The sequence below is a fragment of the Pedobacter faecalis genome (assembly GCF_030182585.1).
Classification (GTDB): domain Bacteria; phylum Bacteroidota; class Bacteroidia; order Sphingobacteriales; family Sphingobacteriaceae; genus Pedobacter; species Pedobacter faecalis.
The window spans coordinates 1364657-1383883 of sequence record NZ_JARXOW010000001.1; the positions used below are offsets into that span (position 1 = coordinate 1364657).

Here is a 19227-nt window from a genome sequence, read left to right on the forward strand (position 1 = left end):
TTCTGTATAATTATAATTAAGCACTTCTTTCCGCAACTCAGAATATAGCCGGGAATTTCGCGGCGTTATGCTCGTGCATCATCTGGTACACTGCCTCAACCACATCGTCCACAGACGGTTTACTAAAATAATCACCATCCGAACCATAAGGCGGCCTGTGCGCATGAGCTGTTAGAGTTCTGGGCTGTCCGTCGAGATAAAAATAGCCCTTTTGCTCTTCCAGGATTTGCTGAAGTATAAAGGCAGCTCCACCTCCTGGTACATCCTCATCGACAACGAGCAACTTGTTGGTTTTAGACAATGATTTGGCGCAAAGCTGATCGGTATCAAATGGAAGCAGGGTCTGCGGATCAATGATTTCGATAGAGATGCCCATTTGTGCAAGCTCGGCGGCAGCCTCTTCTACAACCCGTAATGTAGATCCATAGGAAACAACGGTAACGTCTGTACCAGACCTGATGATCTCAGCTTTGCCCAACGGCACAGTATATTCGCCCACATTTAATGGCAAACGCTCCTTCAAACGGTAGCCATTGAGGCATTCGATCAGCAGCGCCGGCTCGTCCGAACGGAACAGCGTATTGTACATCCCCGCTGCCTGGGTCATATTTCTGGGCACACAAATGTGCAAGCCTCTTAACGAGCCGAGTATCATTGAGGTAGGCGAACCCGAATGCCATACCCCCTCAAGTCGATGTCCGCGCGTACGTATAATCACCGGAGCCTTCTGACCCGCTTTGGTGCGATAAGACAAGCTCGCCAGGTCATCGCTCAGCACATTAAGCGCAAATACCAGGTAGTCGAGGTATTGAATTTCCGCAATAGGTTTCAAACCGCGCAGCGCAAGACCTATACCCTGCCCCACGATGGTCATTTCACGTATACCGGTATCGGTGATGCGCAAATCGCCATATTTAGCCTGCAGCCCTGCAAAGCCTTGATTCACGTCACCTATAGCGCCAAGATCTTCACCAAAAGCCACCAAACGAGGGTCGCGTGCGAAATTAGCGTCAAAACAAGCGTTCAATATCTCCCGGCCATCTATCATCTTGCTGTCGTCCGCATATTCCGCATTTACCTGCTGCACGGCCAGCGGACTCTCCAGCCCATCGGTAAACAACTTGGAATGATACTGGTCGTCAATAAGCTCAACCTGTTCATTATACCAATTTAAGAGGTCGGTACGCTGAGATGAAGGCTGATTTGCAGTTAACCGCAGCGCTTTACGCGCACTTGAAATCACTTCCTTCCTCAATGCATCCGGTGTGGAAGCAAGCTGAGAGGCAATTTTTTTAAGCTCACGGCTACCGGCGGGCACCGCCTCGATCAGTGAAACGACAGCATCCTTCTGCACCTTTATGGTAGCCAGGAATTCTTCCCAGGCCTCTTTTTGGGTATCCCGGACAAACTTTTTGGCCGTTTGCTCCATCTCACTAAGTTCCTCCTCCGTAGCAATAGCCGATTCCAGTATCCATTTGCGCATCTGAACGATACAATCATATTCCTTCTCCCATTCCAGGCGGGCCTTTTCCTTATAGCGCTCGTGCGAACCAGAGGTCGAATGGCCCTGAGGCTGCGTAACTTCAGTAACGTGAATTAAAACGGGCACGTGCTCTTCACGGCATACCGCTACAGCACGCTGATAGATCTCGCAAAGTGCCGGATAATCCCATCCCCTAACCTTATATATCTCGTAACCCGCAGCCTGCTCATCGCGCTGGAAGCCTTTCAAAATCTCTGAAATATCTTCCTTTGTAGTCTGATATTTGGCCGGAACGGAAATTCCGTAAGCATCATCCCAAATAGACATGGCCATAGGGATTTGAAGTACCCCCGCAGCGTTGATCGCTTCAAAAAACACCCCTTCTGAAGTAGATGCATTTCCAATGGTACCAAAAGCTACCTCATTACCATCAATAGAAAAGTCTTTAAGGTAATTTAACTCAGGGTTCTGCCGGTACAATTTAGACGCGTAGGCCAAACCAACCAGCCGCGCCATCTGTCCGCCAGTAGGCGCTATATCGGAAGATGAGTTCTTAATTTCCGTAATATTCTTCCAACTGCCATCTTCGTTCAGCGAGCGGGTCGAAAAGTGACAATTCATTTGCCTTCCCGCAGAAGCCGGATCAGCTTCCACGCTAGGATTGGCATATAACTGTGCAAAAAACTCTTTAAGTGTACATATGCCAGCAGCAAAAGCAAAGGTCTGATCCCGGTAATAACCCGACCGCCAGTCGCCCTTTCTGAATGCCTTGGCCATAGCAATCTGAGGCACTTCTTTTCCATCGCCAAAAATGCCGAATTTCGCCTTACCGGTAAGCACCTCCTTACGGCCCAAAATACTGGCCTGTCTGCTTTCAAAGGCGATCTTGTAATCGTTCATCACAATCGCTTTGAAATCGTCAAAGCTTAATTCAGAAGCATCAATCGGGTTTGTCGTCAGATTCATATTTGGCATCATAAGCAATTCGATTTGCGGCAAAGATACACAAAATCCGAGGTATGACTTAAACGCCCAGGCCATTTTATCCGTGGAACGGGTTTTGATATATATATTTTAAATGATTAAATTTGTTAAACAAACATATTGAATATGAAAAAGCTAATCCTACTGTCTGCCTTGTTCTTTGGTCTTGTTATCGTAACAAACGCCCAGAGCAAGCAGGCGGAATTTAAGTTCGAGAAAGAAACGCACGACTTTGGTAAAATCGCTATAAACAAGCCTGCGGTAACGGTTTTTAACTTTGTAAACGTGGGCGATCAACCACTGATCATCACCAAAGTGGAAGCCACATGTGGGTGTACTGTTCCCGAATACACCAAGGTGCCGGTGAAAAAAGGAGAGACAGGTTCCATCAAGGTTACGTACAATCCAACCGGTCAGCCCCTACCGTTTAGCAAAAATGTTACTATAACCTCCAATGCCAAAACGCCGGTGAAGGTTCTTTATATTAAAGGTGAAACCGTGGCAGCCGGAGCTTCTACAACTGCTTCTGCTACTAAATAGGAATTCCAATATTTAATTTATAAATATAAAAACCTCGTTAATCAACGAGGTTTTTTAATTTTGCCCCATGCCAACTATTTCAGATAAAGGGATACAAATGCCCGCCTCTCCGATAAGGAAACTGACACCATTTGCTGATAAAGCCAAAAAAGACGGAAAGAAAGTACACCATTTAAACATCGGACAGCCGGATATAGCCACGCCCGAAGGTATGCTTAACGCCATCAAGAACATAGATTTTAATGTCTGGGCCTATACTCCTTCTGAGGGCACCCTTGCCTACAGGACCAAACTTGCCGAATATTACAACAAACTTGGTTACAACATTACGCCAGCAGATATCCTGGTAACCGTAGGTGGCTCAGAAGCCATCACCATAGCCATGCAGACCTGCGTCAACGAAGGCGATGAGATCATTATCCCAGAGCCTTTTTACGCCAACTATAACGGCTTTGCCTGCATGAGCAATGTAGTCGTGAAACCCATTCTTTCGTATATTGAAAATGGATTTGCCCTTCCTCCTATTGCAGAATTTGAGAAACTGATCACGGAGAAGACCAAAGCGATCATCATATGCAATCCGAACAACCCTACCGGTTACCTTTATTCCAAAGAAGAACTGGAGGCCTTAAAAGGACTTTGCCTGAAGTATGACCTCTTCCTGTTCTCAGATGAGGCCTACCGGGAGTTCTGTTACGACGGCAAGGAATTTATTTCGCCGATGCATTTGGACGGACTGGAAGAAAACGTGGTCATTATGGATACCGTTTCGAAGCGATACAGCGCGTGCGGAGCCCGTTTAGGCTGTCTGATCACTAAAAACAAACAGATCATACAAGCGGGACTAAAATTTGCTCAGGCCAGACTGAGCCCTGGGATGGTAGAGCAGATTGCAGGCACAGCTGCCGTTGATACACCCGACAGCTATTTCGAGGCCGTTAACAAAGAATACACCTCACGCAGGGATACACTGGTAAGTCGCCTTAATGCTATAGAAGGCGTTTTTTGCCCGAACCCAGGCGGAGCCTTCTATGTTGTGGCCCAGCTTCCTATTGATGATGCCGACAACTTCTGCCAATGGATCCTCGAAAGCTTTGAATATAACGGAGCAACTGTCATGATGGCACCTGCAACGGGATTTTACTCTACACCCGGATCAGGTAAAAACGAGGTCAGAATGGCGTATGTCCTTAAAAATGAAGACTTAAACGAGGCTATGGATTGTTTAACCGAAGCACTTAAACAATACCCAGGCCGTACTCTGGCATAATTTTCGTATATTTGTACCTCGGAGTGGATACTCCCACTTACATGGGCTCGTTCTGGATTTGACAGGGTGGCGCTGAGTATGTAAGCATGCAGTGCGTTGTACGGAGAGCACTTAAAAGATAACGTTCAAACAATAATTGGCGAAAATAACTACGCCTTAGCTGCCTAATTTAGAATTAGCTAGCTTTTGTCCCTCTAACTGCTGCGTTGTTAGGTTAGAACCAGGGGCATCGAAATAACGACGCTGGCTACTGTGCGGTGCGAGACAGTAGTGAGAACAAAGCATCTAAGGTGAAAGGCAAGGTCGGTTTCCAGCCCGCCTGATCCCGACAACAGACTGGAAAATAAGCATGTAGAAGGCATAATTTATCACACAACTGGACAAGGGTTCGACTCCCTTCGGGTCCACCGCTAACTAATTAAGGAGTGGTTTAAAGTTTAACTTTACCGCTCCTTTGTTGTTTAAAGGCAGATTTTATAGTATGGGTTCACAATACACCACATATAGCATCATAGAAAACGAACACGACTATAAACACCGGCTCTAAAAATCATTTACATTATGCCCTAAAATAAGACGGCATGCTCAATAAGAAGCTTAGTAGTGAAAGCGTCCTCGTCGCCTATAAATAGATAATTCTCAGATAATAACTACAATATAAGTAGGGGGTTGGTATATCGTTGGTGTATCCATTAGATATATCAACGATATGCGAAAGATATGTCAAACATACGTTAACTATCTACTTATTATCTATTTATTTCGGAGTAAATATCTCTTCATAGGCCATGAAGTAGGAATGTTTATCAGACCATTACTGAAATTCCTGCCTTTATAAGAAACTTCTTTCGCTGATGTGCTATCAGGAAACTTTAGATCTGCTCCACAGCATTCCTGAGCATCCAGCCTTCATTTCCATTGGCTAATTCTACATGAATCCAGTCGCCATCCTCTCCTTTAATCTTCACTTTTGTACCCTCATGGATCACGAACAAGGTCTTTTGAGATTCGCCTGGTGCGGCTTTAATGTTAACCACCCCCTTAAAAACGATGGCATGGCGACCAGCATTCAGGGCGGCCGACTGTGCCCCGGCTAAGAAGAAGAAAATGATTCCGACCAGAACGAGTGCTATCCCACCATAAAAACCACCTTTCCTGAGCTCTATACGGCTGGCAAACAAATACACCAGCAGCAAAGCAAAGCCTGTAAGCACACATAGCACAGTCCAAACGGCAAAAGCATCTGCTGAGGCTGCAAATACCACACGCTTATACCAGGTGTACAGGAAAAACTCCGGCACAGGTGTAATCCGGTCTTTCACCCTCGCATTGGCCAGATAAAGGTTATGCGCTATCTCCGCATCGCCCGGGGAAAGTTTATGTGCCTTTTCATAGTACAAAACCGCTTTCGGAATCTCATCAAGTTTGTAATACGCATTGCCCAGGTTCATATAGAGGTCGGCCGACAAATACCCGGCATCTGCCAGTCGCTGGTACGACTGTGCCGCGGCTGAAAACTGCTGTTTGCCATATTGCGTATTTCCAGCCTTAAACAAGGAATCCGCATCAAGCTGCCCGTTTGAAAAAAAAGGGTATGCAAGCAGCAAAACCAAATACAACAACTTTATTTTCATGCCTTATGCTCTATTTCAGTAATTACGTCCTGTGCCTTGTCCAGCATTTCCTGATCGGTAACCGCAGTCACCGGCGCATATCTGGCCATCTCACATTGCTCAAGCGTAGCGTCTAACCGGGCTATGAGCGACTCGTCCAGTCCGCGGGCGCTTAGCGCCTGACTTATGTTTTCTCGGTTAAGCTCCGCGTATGGAATGTTCAGCTTATCACTCAGATAGCCGTACAGTCCGCGGTAGACAGCCTCATAGAAAGCTGAACGGTTGCCTTCCTGCATTTGCTTCCTGGCATTCGCTAAATGTTTGGCGGCCAATTTATTTGCTTTACGGCTTTTAACTACAACCAAATCCCTGTTACGCTCCCGGTCGGCCCTTCGGTAAAAGATAGCGGCTATAAAAGCGAGAGGTCCGAGCGCAAGCAAAGCATAAAAACCAAACGATCCGTAAAACCCTTCATTGCCACGTTTAAGTTTCACATCACCGGTACGTATGTAAGCTATGTCTTTAGACAGCAGCCGCACGTCTTCCTTACCGTCAGGCCCGAAAGCCGTGATACCCGATCCCGGATCACCTTTGGCGACCGTCACCGGAAAGGCCGTCCCCGTCAGCGTAACATACTTCCTGGTCTCTGGATTAAAATACGAGAACTGAGGGGCATCTATGGTAAAATCACCCTGGTGCCGTGGAATCAGGAGATAAGAAAACTCCCGCGCTCCAGAAACGCCGTTGGCACTGATATCGATATTGTCGGATACTTTTGGGTCATACTTCTCAATCTCAGGAGCCAAAGTCAATTCAGGCGCACGCAGCAGTTTCAGGTTGCCCGAACCTGTGACTTTGAAGGTGTAATTCAATGCCTCGTTGGCCTTCACCGCCTGCTTGTCGAGCACCGTATGTATGGTAAACTTGCCCACTGCCCCCTGAAAACCCTCAGGCTTCCCTGCTTCAGGCAGGGGCTTTACCTGTATGCTTACCGGCAGACTTTTCACTTTGTATTTTACATCCCGGTGGGCACCGCCAAAGAACTGTTCGAAAGGATCGTTGGAGGGCACCTGCTGGCGTACAAGGAAATCCATTTCCATGGGGTCGAGAGTCAGCTTTCCCGAACGCTCGGGAAATAGAACGATCTGCCGGAGTACCGCCACATGATATCGGCGACCATTATGATTTTCAACCACCCAGCGTACATTAGGGTCGTTGTTTTTTACTTCCTGGCTCCAGAAACCATTGAAATCCGGCATCTTACCCGGCTGATTATCCACCAGCTCTATATTGGTGTAGAGCTTGTAACTTACCGTGATCTGCTCGCCCTGGTACACATTCGTCTTATCGGCCACGGCACGCATAAACAGCCGTTTAGATAAATCTTCGTCACTTGCCTCTCCAACTGGCTCCTGTGCCCGGCCTTGTGCACCTGGGGCAGGTTGCGGAACGGACTGGCCCTTCACCACCCTGACTTTCAGCGGGGAACTCTGATATTTCTTACCGTCGGACACCATCGTTGCCGCTCCAATCGTAAAATTACCAACCTGCCGGGCCATCAGCACGTAGCTGATCGACATACTTGAAGTCACGCGCCCGTTGATGGAACTAAAGCTGGACGACTGATTAGGGCCTCCCAAAACCGCAAATCCGCGGAAATCAGGCGGACTGAAAGATTCAATATTCCCGCTGGTCGAAAACACTACCTCAAACTGCTCGCCGGTGCCTACCGGATTTGAGCTCACCGAAGCGGTAAGTCTGGCCGACTGCCCGTAACCTGCTACAGAAACGATCAGCAGCATTAAAACAGCGGTCAGCCTGAACATATACAATCTACATTGCCCTAAACAACCTCTCATGTCTACCAATCTTTTGTAATGCGCCCCTTCACTGGCTGAGCTTTCTTTTTCTTCAGCTTATCCTGGGTATTTTTCTCTTCGTTCTTCAGAGCCTCCAGCATGCGTTCGGCATCTTCTTTCGACAGCTGATCAGGTTTAGGCTGCCCGCCCTGCGACTGATCCTGCTTATCCTTTTTATCTTGCTTGTCCTTGTCCTGATTCTTATCCTGGTCTTTGTTATCCTTGCCGTCTTTGTCCTTCTTATCCTTGTCCTGCTGATCCTTGTTCTGGTCTTTATTCTGGTCCTTCTTGTCCTTATCCTTATTTTTGTCCTTGTCTTTGTTCTTATCCTTGTTCTGCTGCTGCTGCTTCAGTTTTTCCATGGCATAAGCCAGATTATACCTGGTTTCATCATCTTTCGGATTATTAAGCAGGGCCTTCTTATACGCCGCTATACTTTCCTCAAGCTTGTTCGATTCCAGCAAAGCATTGCCCAGGTTATGATAAGCCTTTGCACGCAATACCTTGTCGTCCGTTGAACCCGCCAGCTCGCTGAACTTTTGAGCCGCATCATCCAGTTTTTTCTGTTTGTACAGCGCATTGCCTAAATTGAAATTGCCCGCCGTCGAACCCTTTGCGCGCTCCACCGAAGTCCGGTACTGCGCCTCAGCCTCATCATAGCGCTTCTGCTCGTAAAGCTTGTTGCCCTCACGGATATATTTCTTCTCCTGCTGCGCAAAAGCAGACGTTCCGTAAGCCCATAATCCAAGTACCAATATCACTGTTCTCATCACCATCATTATTCAAATAAACTCCATCCAGCCAGTTTCAAATTCTTGCGCAGCGAGATAAAAAACTCCGCCATAAGCAAGACAAGCGCCGCCAGCAGAAAGATCTGAAACCGGTCCTCATAATCGCGAAACACTTTAGTATCGTAACTCTTCTTCTCCATCTTATTCACCTGTTCCATGATCAGGGGCAAACCACTGTTCGCGTTAGACGCCCGCACATAAACGCCGTTGCCGGCCACTGCAATATCCCTGCACATCTCTTCATTAAGCTTCGTCATCACCGTCTGTCCCTGCTCATCTTTCCGGAAGCCCACCGGGTTGCCGTCGCGGTACACCGGTATAGGCGAACCCTCAGGCGTGCCCAGGCCAACCACATGCACCGTCACATCTTTGCTTCTTGCCCGCTCCGCAGCAGCCATGGCGTCATCCTCATGATTTTCCCCGTCGGTCATCACAATCATCGCCTTAGCCGTTCCGCTCACAAAATTGAATGATTTCATCGCCATATCTATGGCCGTTCCTATAGCCGTACCCTGGGTAGGCACCATGTCTGTACTGATGTTGTTCAAAAACAATTTGGCTGCCGAATGATCCGTGGTGATGGGCAACTGCACATAGGCCTGTCCGGCGAACACAATAATACCCACCCGGTCGTTCTGCAGGTTATCGATCATCTGTGCGATCGCCCTTTTAGCACTTTCCAGGCGACTGGGCGATAGGTCGCCCGCCAGCATACTGTTCGATACATCCAGCAGGATCATCACGTCAGCCCCGTTGCGTTTGCCCTCTTCCATCTTCGTGCCCATCTGCGGATTAGCAAGCGCCACTACCAGCGCGGTAAAAGCCACGATAAAGAACACAAACTTGATCACCGGCCTGCTAAAAGACACCTCCGGAATCACCTTCCGTACCGTGTCCCGGTTGCCCAGTTTGTCGAGCGCCTTCCTTTTCCAGCGCATCATGAACAGGAAGATCAGAATGAGTACCGGCACAGCTGCCAAACCCCATAAAAATGCGATATGTTCAAAACGTACCATTGCTTAAGTCAACGCCCCCTTAAATATTGTATTCCTTAATAAAAACTCAGCCAGCAGCAGCACCGCAGCAATCAACGCCCAGGGCAAAAAACGCTCGGTCTTCTGGTGATACTGTGTCACCGCGATCTTGGCACGCTCCAGCTTATCGATCTGCGCATAGATCGCCTTCAGCGCTTCATTGTTTGTTGCCCTGAAATACTGCCCACCGGTCGTACCCGCAATCTTTTTCATGGTAGGCTCATCAATGGTCACCGGAACACGCTGGTACTGGGTGCCGAATGGCGTCTTAACCGGGTAAGGCGCGTAGCCTATGGTACCCACACCAACCGTATACACGCGCACGCCCATTTTTTTAGCAATCTCGGCCGCCATCAGCGGTGGTATAGATCCGGTCGTATTAGAACCATCTGTCAGCAAAATAACCACCTTACTCTTTGCCTCACTCTCTTTCAGGCGGTTTACCGCCGTAGCGAGTCCCATACCGATCGCGGTTCCATCTTCGATCATCCCGTTGCTGACATCCTGAAACAGGTTTACCAGTACCTCGTGGTCTATCGTCAGCGGACACTGCGTAAAACTCTCCCCGCTGAACACCACCAGACCGATACGGTCGCTGGGCCTGTCCTTTATAAAGTCAATCGCGATCTGCTTACCAGCTTCAAGGCGATTAGGCTTCAGGTCTTCCGACAGCATACTACCCGAGATGTCTGTAGCAATGACAATATCGATACCTTCCGTTACGGAGTCCTGCCAGCTCATGGGCGACTGCGGTCTGGCCAACGCCACCACCATAGCGGCCACAGCCAGCGCCCGCAGCACAATACCATAATGCCGCAGGTACCGGTACGCCCCTTGCCCGGCCTTAGCAAAACCTGAGAAGGCCGACATACGCAGGGTACCTTGCAACTGCCGGTTTTTCCATATATACCAGCCGATCATCAGCGGGACGAGCAGCAGCAGCCAGAACATGACCGGGTCGGCAAACTCAATACCTTCAAACCAACTCATCTCGGCTGCCCTCCCTTATGATCTGCGGCTTCCAACTGCGTAGCACGTACAAAGGCGATGGCCTCAGCCAAACGCAGGTCGTTCTCTCCCGGTGCCGGGACAGCCTTGGCAAACTTCACCAGGTCGGCCTCTGAAAGGATCTGTCCGAGCGCGGCACGATCGGCAGCCGAAAGATCACCATCAACTTTTTCAAGTCCCTTCAGCGCATTCAGGATCTCATCTGTGGTATGCTCCTGTGCAGAAATCCGGAACCGTCTTTCCAGGTATATTTTCAATATTTCCGTCAGATCGCTGTAAAAGGCTTTCACCTGCCCCTGCTGCCATAACTTCTTCGCATTCAGCTCATCGAGTTTTTGAAGAGCCTCCACATGAGCTGCGAGTACGGGCTCCTGCGGCACAGGCTTCTCTGCTGGTTTGCGTCGCCTGAAATAATACCATAGCAAGCCAAGCAGCAGAATAAGCAGCAATCCGGCGCCAACTAAAACCTTGTTGTCCGACAACCAGTCGAGAAAGGTGTATGATACCCCCAGCGGCTGCTTGATATCAAATATCGCCTTGGTTGTGTCTACCTGCACCGACGTCACCTGCAATGGAAGCGGGTCGGTCGTGTACGTTTTACCATCTGCCTCAAAAGTAAAGCCTGGCACCTGATGCAGACCGGGTTCAAATGAGGTGATCGTATACGCCTGTTCTATGCGGATAAGATCCTGGCCATTCTTTAGATCACTGGTATCTGCTTTGCCAGCAGCCGCAATCACGATCTTACTGCTTATGGTATCGGTCAGCGCCGGAAGCGACACCCTTTTTCCCCGCACTACCTCGGCGCTCAGGCGCAGCACCGTCTGGTCGCCCAAGGCAATTACCCCGGTATCAAGCACAGCGGCCACCCTCACATCCTGGGCACTGGCGGCGAGGCCCAACACACAGCAAACTATGCTTAAAGTCAATCGGATAAATCTCTTCATACTACCTCTTAGCCCCGCGTTTTTTAAACAACGCCATCAGCGGCTTCACATAGGACTCATGCGTGCCGATCCTGGCAAAATCAACCCCCGAACGCTTAAAAACATTTTCGAGGCGACCATTACGTTCCAGTGCAGCGGCCTTAAAGGCTTGTCTCACTTTTTTATCAGAGGTATTCACCCAGGCTACCTCACCCGTCTCCTCATCCTGCATCGGAATCAGTCCCAGGTCCGGAAAATTCTCCTCATGGAGGTCGAACAACCTCAACGCTACCAGATCGTGTTTCTTATTGGCGATCTTAAGTTCATTCTCAAAAGAAGCACTCATAAAATCAGAGATAAGGAACGCAGTACTGCGCTTTTTTATCGCCCCGGTAAAATACCGCAGGGCCATAGCCAGGTCCGTTCCCTTCGCCTCCGGCTTAAAATTGATCAGCTCACGAATGATCATCAGGATATGCGTACGGCCTTTCTTAGGTGGGATAAACTTCTCGACACGGTCACTAAAAAACAGCACACCCACTTTATCGTTGTTCTGGATCGCTGAAAAAGCAAGCACGGCGCAAAGTTCTGTTGCCAGCTCCTGCTTCTGCTGGTTCTGGGTCCCGAAGTTGTTAGAACCGCTCACGTCTACCAGCAGCATCACGGTCATTTCCCGCTCTTCGTTAAACACCTTAACGTACGGATGGTTAAAACGTGCGGTCACGTTCCAGTCTATCGTCCTGATCTCGTCGCCGCTCTGGTATTCCCTCACTTCGTTGAAGGCCATACCGCGACCTTTAAACGCGGAATGGTATTCACCAGAAAAAATCTGATTGCTTAGTCCGCGCGTTTTTATCTCTATTTTCCTGACCTTCTTTAAAAGCTCTTTGGTATCCATGCTTATGGAACTTCTATCGCATTCAGTATTCCGGTGATGATCTTCTCTGTCGTCATATCCTCGGCCTCCGCCTCGTAGGTCAGCCCGATACGGTGGCGTAACACGTCATGACACACTGCACGTACGTCTTCCGGGATCACATATCCACGCCTTTTAATAAAAGCATAAGCTTTGGCGGCCATGGCCAGATTGATCGAAGCGCGGGGCGATGCACCAAAACTGATCAGGTTTTTATATTCCGTAAGTTTATATTGCTCAGGGAAACGTGTAGCGAACACAATATCTATGATGTATTGTTCGATCTTCTCGTCCATATACACATCCTTCACGACTTTTCTTGCACGCAGGATTTCGTCCGGGTGCACCACCTTATTAGGCACCGGCATACCCTGAGGCGCTATATTGGCGCGCATAATGCGTTTTTCATCCTCCTTTTTCGGGTAGTCTATCACCACCTTGAGCATAAAGCGGTCTACCTGCGCCTCAGGAAGCGGATAAGTTCCCTCCTGCTCCACCGGGTTTTGTGTAGCCAGCACCAGGAAAGGCTCGGGCAGGCGATACGTCTCATCGCCGATGGTTACCTGTCTCTCCTGCATAGCCTCCAGCAAAGCACTCTGCACCTTGGCAGGCGCGCGGTTGATCTCATCTGCCAGCACGAAATTCGAGAACAGCGGTCCTTTGCGCACAATGAACTCCTCCTTCTTCTGATTATAGATCATCGTACCCAGCACGTCTGCAGGGAGCAGGTCGGGCGTAAATTGCACCCGGCTGAACCCGGCGTCTATAGTCTTAGCCAGCGTGTTGATCGCCAGTGTCTTGGCCAAACCGGGGACGCCTTCCAGCAAGATATGCCCGTTGGCCAGCAGGCCAATCAGCAAGCGTTCCACCATATAGCGCTGGCCAACAATTACCTTGTCCATTTCCATTAAGAGCAGATCAATGAATTCGCTTTCCTTGCGGATCATCTCATTAAGCATGCGGATGTCTGTTCCGTATGTCTGATCCGCTGGTGTTGTATTGATAACTTCTTCCATGTTGTGCCTTTAATTTTGGTGGCGAAAATTAGAAAATGTGCTTTTTTTTCGCAAACCGAATCCGGTCCACGAATGTTAAAATTTGTTAAACTTCCTCGACTAGCGGACGTCCACCGAAATCATGCTGCTGTTCCTCGGGCCGTTGAAAGGTTCCGTTCGCAGCGAAAAGACCAGTTTATACTTACCCGGGCTTGCCGGCGCTTTAAGTACAACAACAAGCCGCTCCGTGGCTCCCGGAGCTATATCAAGGGCATCTGCGTGACCCAGCACCTGTTGAAAATCACCCATTACGCCATCCTTTTTAAAGCCGTATTCCAGGTAACACTTCCATTTCTGTCCGTCGTTACTTAATGAAACAGGGTAAGGATAAGGGTTGGAGACCAGCAGGTCGACCACCTTATCGGCACCCGCTTTCCAGTCACCCTCCATACTTTCCGGCTTAATGCTCAGTTTTTGGTACGACCGGATACTGTCGACCACCGAGCCATAATACACGCCCTTGCTTGTCTGAATGGTATCTTCAGTGCTTTCGCCCCTGCTGTATGGTGTCACAACGTAAGCCCGACGGTTCTGCAGATCTTCCTCCATAGGCCAGAGATCGTACTGGTTCCTGCGGTAGTTCCTGGAATTATAGGCTATGGCATTCGTACTGCGGGTATAATAATTATACCAGGAAGGTATCTGAAAAGAGTCAAAGAATATCACTGGCTTTCTCCCCGCATGGGCATGAACTTCCCTGGCCCAGCTGGCATTCCCGAAATAATAGGCCAGGGGTTTAAACTTCATAAAGCCCTCTACTGGAACGACCAGCGCAAGCCTGACCAGTCCGATCAGCACAATATTTGCTACGGCCAACTTCTCAAACCAGGCCGGAAGCTGTCGCCCCGCCAGCTGTATATATGCCAGCAGAAACAGACAAAGTAAAGCCGGAAGCGTCCAGTGCGCCTCAACCCGCCCTTTGAGGGTGCTGACCAGGAAAAACAGGAATAAGCCGTAGCAGTTAAACTGCAGTGCCCTGGTAAAATCATCCGTACTTTTCAGTCGCACCGCCGCCGCGTAAATAAACCAGCCAACCAGCGGACCAGCCAGTGCAAGCTGCGCAAGCAGATATTCAGAAGTAAAACTGAAGCGGTATACATCCGCAGAGCGGTCTATAACATGATAGTAAAAGGACGGATAACCATGCTCCATCTGCCAAAGAATATGGGGTAGGTAACAAAGCAGGGCCACCAGCACGATTCCCCAGAACGAAGGTCTCCGTAATATCCGGTAATTGGCCACTATGGTGAAAAACAAGACCAGGATCCCATGATATTTGCTGTAAAGCATCGCTGCTACAATAAGAGCCAGTAACAAGGCCAGCCTCCAGCTGTCGCGCTCAAGATAACGCTGGTATACATAAAAGAACAGGATCGTAAAGAAAAAGAGCGGTGAATCGGGTGTCGTAATAAATCCATAGACGTGGAAAAGCACCACAGAAGCAAAAAGGCAGACGAACAGCCTAGCATTGCTGCCATACTGCTTCAGGATCAGCCAAAGCAGATATACAGAGAACGTGCTGCTGATCACCGTGAGCAATCGCAGCCCCAGTTCCGAATGTATCAGCGCATCACCTGCTTTAATGAACACGGCCACCATCGGCGGATGGTCAAAATAACCCCAGTCCAAAAACCTGGAGTACATCCAATAATAGGCCTCATCTGCATGCAGTTCCACAAAAGCGGCCTGCAGGAGGTTAACCACCGTCCATATCGCCAGAAAAACAAACAGCAGCCGGTTAGTTTTGATCATCCGGTAAAAGTATAAAGATAGTTTGCAAAGAAGTTCCAGAACGAAACCGCAACAACCGCACAGCCCTTAGCCATATAAAAGTTCCATTTCAGACGATCGTGAAGCAGGTAGATCAGGATATTCCCGAGTGCCAGTCCGACCAGCGAAATCAGGAAAAACTTTCCGAACTGGGCAATGTACGCCGGGTCCTGATTATGAAAAGTCCAGGATCGGTTCAGCAGGTAATTGGTGCCTGTGGCCACCAAAAACCCAAAGGAAGAGGAAACATACTTCTGGACCCGGAGTTTTTCTTTAAGCAGGTAAGTCACCCCAAAATCCACGATCAGCCCAGAAAACCCTACGATTCCGAACTTGAAGAACTTGAAGAAGAAAGTCTGGTTAAATTCCACAACAGAAAATGACAGGCATGGTGATTTACTTTCAACAAAACTAATATAAATAACAGGAAACTTAACGGCATTTTACTATTTTTACCCTAAAAACCAACATTGTTCAATCTCTTCCATTACCAGACGCCATCTCCCTATTATGACAGCTTCCGGAAGGCCTACGGGTATCGCAACGTGCGACAGATCAGAAATCTGTGCCTGTTCCTGATATGCGTGGCAGGATCTGCGCGGATCGCATCGTTTTTCTACCTGGAAGAACTGAGCAGCATGCCGAATTTCCATGAGTATAGCCTGAGCAACTGGGTGCAGATCTGCGGGTCGGCAATCTTTGCGGTTATATGCGGACAAGCCCTGAAGCGCAGCACATGGACACCGATGAAAAGAGATTTTTTTACTTCGTTATATTGCCTATTTCTTCTGAGCACAAGTTTCAGTGTAAGTTATATTGTGTCCCTGCACAGCGTTAAAAACACCTTAACCGTCTTCCTGATCGGCATCGTACTTACCAGTGTCTTTTTTGCGCTCAGTCTGCGGCAAAGCATTTTTCTTACGCTTTACATCGTGCTGCTATTCATTGTCGCCAGCCCCCCGCATGATGTGCAGGAGGCATTCATGACCGTCATCGCAGGCATTATCCTGGCCTCCGTGTTCTTCGTATGCAGCCGCTATGGCTACTACTTTAAGTCGGTACACTATATACAACTCCGGCAACTCCGGGAAAAGAACAAGGAAATACAAAACTTAAGTCACCAGAAAGGGGAAATCCTGGCCTTTGTGGCGCACGATCTCCGCGCACCGATCAATAACATCGAGGCGCTCAGCAGCATACTCATCAATGAGCAGAAAGAGGGCGGACGCACACCGGCACAAATGATCTTTAACTCCGCGGTGCATGCCAAAAATATCATTAACGACCTGGTGGAGGTAGCACAGAAGGTAAAGAAGCCCCTGGAACTTGAGCAGGTAGACCTGGTGCCGTTCTTAACCAACCTGTGCATGGCCTGGCAGACCAATACCGACGGCCGTAATGAAATCCGGCTGCATACCGCCAGCAAAAGGGTGTTTGCTCAGATCAACCAATCCAAGTTTGCGAGGGTAATAGACAACCTTATCGGGAACGGGTTGAAGTTCTCACCGCTGAACAGTCCTATTCACGTTAAACTGGAAGCTTCAGTCAACACCTGCACGATATGTGTTCAGGACTTCGGCATCGGCATCCCGGAACATCTCCATGATAACCTGTTCGACCAGTTTTCCAAGTCAGGGCGCACCGGACTGAAAGGGGAGAAATCTATCGGACTGGGCTTGCATATTTCGCGGTCAATCATAGAACAGCACGGCGGCAAAATAACTGTCGAGAGCAGGGAAAACGAGGGAAGCAAATTCATTATAAGCCTAAACCTGGCCCCGGCAGGCTAGTTCAGCCGGTACTTCTCATTGCTGATCTTCACCACGTTTGACGTAAAGATGATGCCGACGATCAGGATACCGATGACAATCGCCAGCGCGATCTGCAAAACCGAATACACCTTGGTGCCCGATACAATGAATTCCGAATCATGCATCAGCTCCAGACCCACCGCTTTCTGTATACCCATTAAGGCCGATAAACGATTGAAGGTGAGATCGGCCGACGGCCGGCCCACGTGTTCATAAATATGTCGTGCACCCGCAAAATCGGCCCGGTTAACCAGCGTAAGCATATTGTTTTCCACCTGGCGGTTGGCATAAATCTGCTGCCGCAACTCCTGCAACAAACTTTTTTCCTGCTTCACCAGGTATGTTTTCTCATACTTTCTGATCAGCGAGTCGATAATCATATTATAACGCGCAAGTTCCTTCTTAAATCCCGCCTTGTCGAGCGCATTAACTTTATTATATAACGCCGCCTCAAACAGGGATTTCTTCGCATTGGCGTTTTCCGCCAGATAGAACAGATCGGCGGCCGGGATAAGTCTGTCGGAATACATAGACACGAACGCCTCGTTCATACTCCTGACACTCTTGTCTTCCAGTATCCTGATCAGAATGGTACAAGCCATTACGGCAAATAACAGCGTAGCCACCCGTATTTTCTTATTTATAGAAAAAGCAAAATTCATGTTGTTCCGTTTTACTTAACTCAATACGACTCCTCTTCTACCGACGTGAACAGGTGCGAGGCAAAATTTACGAAAAATAATTCGCTTTTAGCACGGGTAACGGCAGTATAAAGCCAGCGAAGGAATTCGGTATCGACCATATCATCCGTCAGATAGCCCTGATCTACGAACACGGCCTCCCACTGACCGCCCTGCGCCTTGTGACACGTCACGGCATAAGAAAACTTAATCTGGAGCGCGTTGTAATACGGATCTTCTTTTATCGCCTTAAAACGCAGGCGCTTGTCGGCGATATGCCCGTAATCCTCATTCAGTTCCTCAAACAGCCTGTTGCTTTGGTCGCGCGACAAATTGGGGGTCTCTGCCGTAAGGGTATCCAATATCACCTTACAGGTTATGCTTCCCGCAGCGGGGAAATCCGGGAATTCGAGCATCACCTCACAAAAGCGTAAACCATAGCGCTCCTCAGCCCCGCGCACACGGATCACCCTGGCCATGTCACCATTGGCAATAAAGGCGGCCGATTCATTGTCGGGCAGCCAGAAGTAATTGTTTTTGACCACCATGATCTGATCCCCGCCTGTCAGCTCCTCCTCACGGTAAAGCAGCCGGGCCCTGATCTGCTGGTTATAGGTGTTGGCCGACTTATTCGAACGGCAAACGATCAGCGTATTTTCCAGTCCGAACTTGCTGTAGGCATATTCCAGTCCCTCCACCAGCTTCAGACCAGTCATGCGGAATACATCCTTATAGCCTTTGGTCACGAACTTCGGAAGCGGAGTAGCCGCCCCACCGCTTTCCGTATCGCTGTCTTTGATAATCATCTTGCGCAGCTTTGTCGCATTGGCCAGTATGCCCGAACGCTTTCCCTGTCGCACCACCTCCCTCAGCTCTACCATGTGGGCCTGCAGACCAAAGCCGTGGGCCAGGTGATCGGGGTTCAAAGCCGGACTGTCGACGCTGCCTACCGGGGGCAGCTGCGCCGTATCGCCCACCATAATCACCCCGCAGTTTTTCCCGTTGTACACAAACTCCATTAGGTCCTTCAGCAGCGAAGATCCCGTGTGTGCGTTCCAGTCGTCGGCTATCATGGAAGCCTCATCCACAATAAATACCGTATGTTCGGCCAGGTTGGGCGCCAGTTGGAAGGTCATCTCTGGCGACACCGCCGAGCGCTTCCGGTATATCTTTTTATGTATGGTAAGTGCGGTGCGACTCGTATATGTGCCCATGACCTTGGCGGCGCGACCAGTCGGGGCCAGCAGCACCGGCCTGAGGGCAAACTGTCGCAGCACCTTCACCAGCGCGGCCACCGAAGTGGTCTTGCCCGTTCCGGCATAGCCGCGCAAAACGAAGCACTGCCGGTCTAGAGGACGCGAGAGGAACGCGGCCATTGCCCGGCAAAACTCCATTTGCTGGTCAGTAGGCTTGAATTCGTATGCCTGAGCAATGATACTGGCTTTGTCCATTTAGTGTTTGGATGGTAATCTTATAGAAAAAACGAT

General features: G+C 49.2%; 16 protein-coding genes and 1 other RNA gene. 4 read left to right on the forward strand and 13 right to left on the reverse strand.

Translation table 11 applies throughout. From position 1 onward, the window contains the following. Positions 1–37 precede the first annotated feature (37 nt). Positions 38–2458 (reverse strand): alpha-ketoacid dehydrogenase subunit alpha/beta, encoded by a 2421-nt coding sequence (locus tag QEP07_RS06100; RefSeq protein WP_285010731.1) that lies wholly within the window; start codon positions 2456–2458, stop codon positions 38–40. Positions 2459–2593: 135 nt separating this feature from the next. Here QEP07_RS06100 and QEP07_RS06105 point away from each other — a divergent pair, with 135 nt between their 5' ends. From QEP07_RS06105 to ssrA, 3 genes are all read left to right on the forward strand, one after another. Continuing rightward, entirely contained in the window at positions 2594–3007 is a 414-nt protein-coding gene (locus tag QEP07_RS06105; protein WP_256004411.1) for a DUF1573 domain-containing protein, read from the forward strand. A gap of 67 nt (positions 3008–3074) precedes the next feature. After that, positions 3075–4277, forward strand: a complete 1203-nt coding sequence (locus QEP07_RS06110) for a pyridoxal phosphate-dependent aminotransferase (protein WP_285009082.1) — start codon at positions 3075–3077, stop codon at positions 4275–4277. A gap of 43 nt (positions 4278–4320) precedes the next feature. Next, positions 4321–4687, forward strand: a transfer-messenger RNA (tmRNA) gene (gene ssrA, locus QEP07_RS06115). A 462-nt stretch (positions 4688–5149) separates the two neighbouring features. Here the strand turns inward: ssrA and QEP07_RS06120 are convergent. The 10 genes from QEP07_RS06120 to QEP07_RS06165 all read right to left on the reverse strand — a co-directional run bounded on the left by QEP07_RS06120 (position 5150) and on the right by QEP07_RS06165 (position 15620). Continuing rightward, on the reverse strand, positions 5150–5911 hold the full coding sequence (locus QEP07_RS06120) for an SH3 domain-containing protein (protein WP_285009083.1): 762 nt from the start codon (positions 5909–5911) through the stop codon (positions 5150–5152). Further along, positions 5908–7716 carry a BatD family protein gene (locus QEP07_RS06125; protein ID WP_285009084.1) on the reverse strand — a complete coding sequence of 603 codons (1809 nt, stop codon included), beginning with the start codon at positions 7714–7716 and terminating at the stop codon, positions 5908–5910. Before QEP07_RS06125 ends, QEP07_RS06120 begins: the two co-directional genes overlap by 4 nt. 35 nt (positions 7717–7751) lie before the next feature. Next, positions 7752–8519: a tetratricopeptide repeat protein gene (locus QEP07_RS06130; protein ID WP_285009085.1), complete on the reverse strand. Its 768-nt coding sequence runs from the start codon at positions 8517–8519 to the stop codon at positions 7752–7754. Between the two features lie 8 nt (positions 8520–8527). Further along, complete coding sequence (locus QEP07_RS06135) at positions 8528–9556, reverse strand: vWA domain-containing protein (protein WP_285009086.1); 1029 nt, start codon at positions 9554–9556, stop codon at positions 8528–8530. Positions 9557–9559: 3 nt separating this feature from the next. Next, positions 9560–10564 (reverse strand): vWA domain-containing protein, encoded by a 1005-nt coding sequence (locus tag QEP07_RS06140; protein WP_285009087.1) that lies wholly within the window; start codon positions 10562–10564, stop codon positions 9560–9562. After that, entirely contained in the window at positions 10561–11529 is a 969-nt protein-coding gene (locus QEP07_RS06145; protein WP_285009088.1) for a BatD family protein, read from the reverse strand. The genes QEP07_RS06140 and QEP07_RS06145 overlap by 4 nt, the downstream gene beginning before the upstream one ends. A 1-nt stretch (position 11530) precedes the next feature. After that, entirely contained in the window at positions 11531–12406 is an 876-nt protein-coding gene (locus QEP07_RS06150) for a DUF58 domain-containing protein (RefSeq protein WP_285009089.1), read from the reverse strand. Positions 12407–12408: 2 nt separating this feature from the next. Further along, positions 12409–13440 carry an AAA family ATPase gene (locus QEP07_RS06155; protein WP_256004390.1) on the reverse strand — a complete coding sequence of 344 codons (1032 nt, stop codon included), beginning with the start codon at positions 13438–13440 and terminating at the stop codon, positions 12409–12411. A 99-nt stretch (positions 13441–13539) separates the two neighbouring features. Beyond that, positions 13540–15231 (reverse strand): ArnT family glycosyltransferase, encoded by a 1692-nt coding sequence (locus tag QEP07_RS06160; RefSeq protein ID WP_285009090.1) that lies wholly within the window; start codon positions 15229–15231, stop codon positions 13540–13542. Further along, positions 15228–15620: a GtrA family protein gene (locus QEP07_RS06165; RefSeq protein WP_256004388.1), complete on the reverse strand. Its 393-nt coding sequence runs from the start codon at positions 15618–15620 to the stop codon at positions 15228–15230. The genes QEP07_RS06160 and QEP07_RS06165 overlap by 4 nt, the downstream gene beginning before the upstream one ends. 99 nt (positions 15621–15719) lie before the next feature. On the opposite strand from QEP07_RS06165, the gene QEP07_RS06170 reads away from it, so the two are divergent. Continuing rightward, positions 15720–17039, forward strand: coding sequence for a sensor histidine kinase (locus tag QEP07_RS06170; protein ID WP_285009091.1), 1320 nt, complete (start codon positions 15720–15722; stop codon positions 17037–17039). Here QEP07_RS06170 and QEP07_RS06175 read toward each other — a convergent pair. Together QEP07_RS06175 and QEP07_RS06180 are read right to left on the reverse strand one after the other, a co-directional pair. Then, positions 17036–17722, reverse strand: coding sequence for an MCP four helix bundle domain-containing protein (locus tag QEP07_RS06175; protein WP_256004386.1), 687 nt, complete (start codon positions 17720–17722; stop codon positions 17036–17038). The genes QEP07_RS06170 and QEP07_RS06175 overlap by 4 nt on opposite strands. 20 nt (positions 17723–17742) lie before the next feature. Further along, on the reverse strand, positions 17743–19191 hold the full coding sequence (locus QEP07_RS06180; protein WP_285009092.1) for an ATP-dependent DNA helicase: 1449 nt from the start codon (positions 19189–19191) through the stop codon (positions 17743–17745). Between the last annotated feature and the right edge of the window lie 36 nt (positions 19192–19227).

Coding starts and splice junctions, on each gene's coding strand:
- QEP07_RS06100 (WP_285010731.1), bottom strand. CDS start 2,458: ATGCCAAATATGAATCTGACGACAAACCCGATTGATGCTTCTGAATTA.
- QEP07_RS06105 (WP_256004411.1), top strand. CDS start 2,594: ATGAAAAAGCTAATCCTACTGTCTGCCTTGTTCTTTGGTCTTGTTATC.
- QEP07_RS06110 (WP_285009082.1), top strand. CDS start 3,075: ATGCCAACTATTTCAGATAAAGGGATACAAATGCCCGCCTCTCCGATA.
- QEP07_RS06120 (WP_285009083.1), bottom strand. CDS start 5,911: ATGAAAATAAAGTTGTTGTATTTGGTTTTGCTGCTTGCATACCCTTTT.
- QEP07_RS06125 (WP_285009084.1), bottom strand. CDS start 7,716: ATGTTCAGGCTGACCGCTGTTTTAATGCTGCTGATCGTTTCTGTAGCA.
- QEP07_RS06130 (WP_285009085.1), bottom strand. CDS start 8,519: ATGAGAACAGTGATATTGGTACTTGGATTATGGGCTTACGGAACGTCT.
- QEP07_RS06135 (WP_285009086.1), bottom strand. CDS start 9,556: ATGGTACGTTTTGAACATATCGCATTTTTATGGGGTTTGGCAGCTGTG.
- QEP07_RS06140 (WP_285009087.1), bottom strand. CDS start 10,564: ATGAGTTGGTTTGAAGGTATTGAGTTTGCCGACCCGGTCATGTTCTGG.
- QEP07_RS06145 (WP_285009088.1), bottom strand. CDS start 11,529: ATGAAGAGATTTATCCGATTGACTTTAAGCATAGTTTGCTGTGTGTTG.
- QEP07_RS06150 (WP_285009089.1), bottom strand. CDS start 12,406: ATGGATACCAAAGAGCTTTTAAAGAAGGTCAGGAAAATAGAGATAAAA.
- QEP07_RS06155 (WP_256004390.1), bottom strand. CDS start 13,440: ATGGAAGAAGTTATCAATACAACACCAGCGGATCAGACATACGGAACA.
- QEP07_RS06160 (WP_285009090.1), bottom strand. CDS start 15,231: ATGATCAAAACTAACCGGCTGCTGTTTGTTTTTCTGGCGATATGGACG.
- QEP07_RS06175 (WP_256004386.1), bottom strand. CDS start 17,722: ATGAATTTTGCTTTTTCTATAAATAAGAAAATACGGGTGGCTACGCTG.
- QEP07_RS06180 (WP_285009092.1), bottom strand. CDS start 19,191: ATGGACAAAGCCAGTATCATTGCTCAGGCATACGAATTCAAGCCTACT.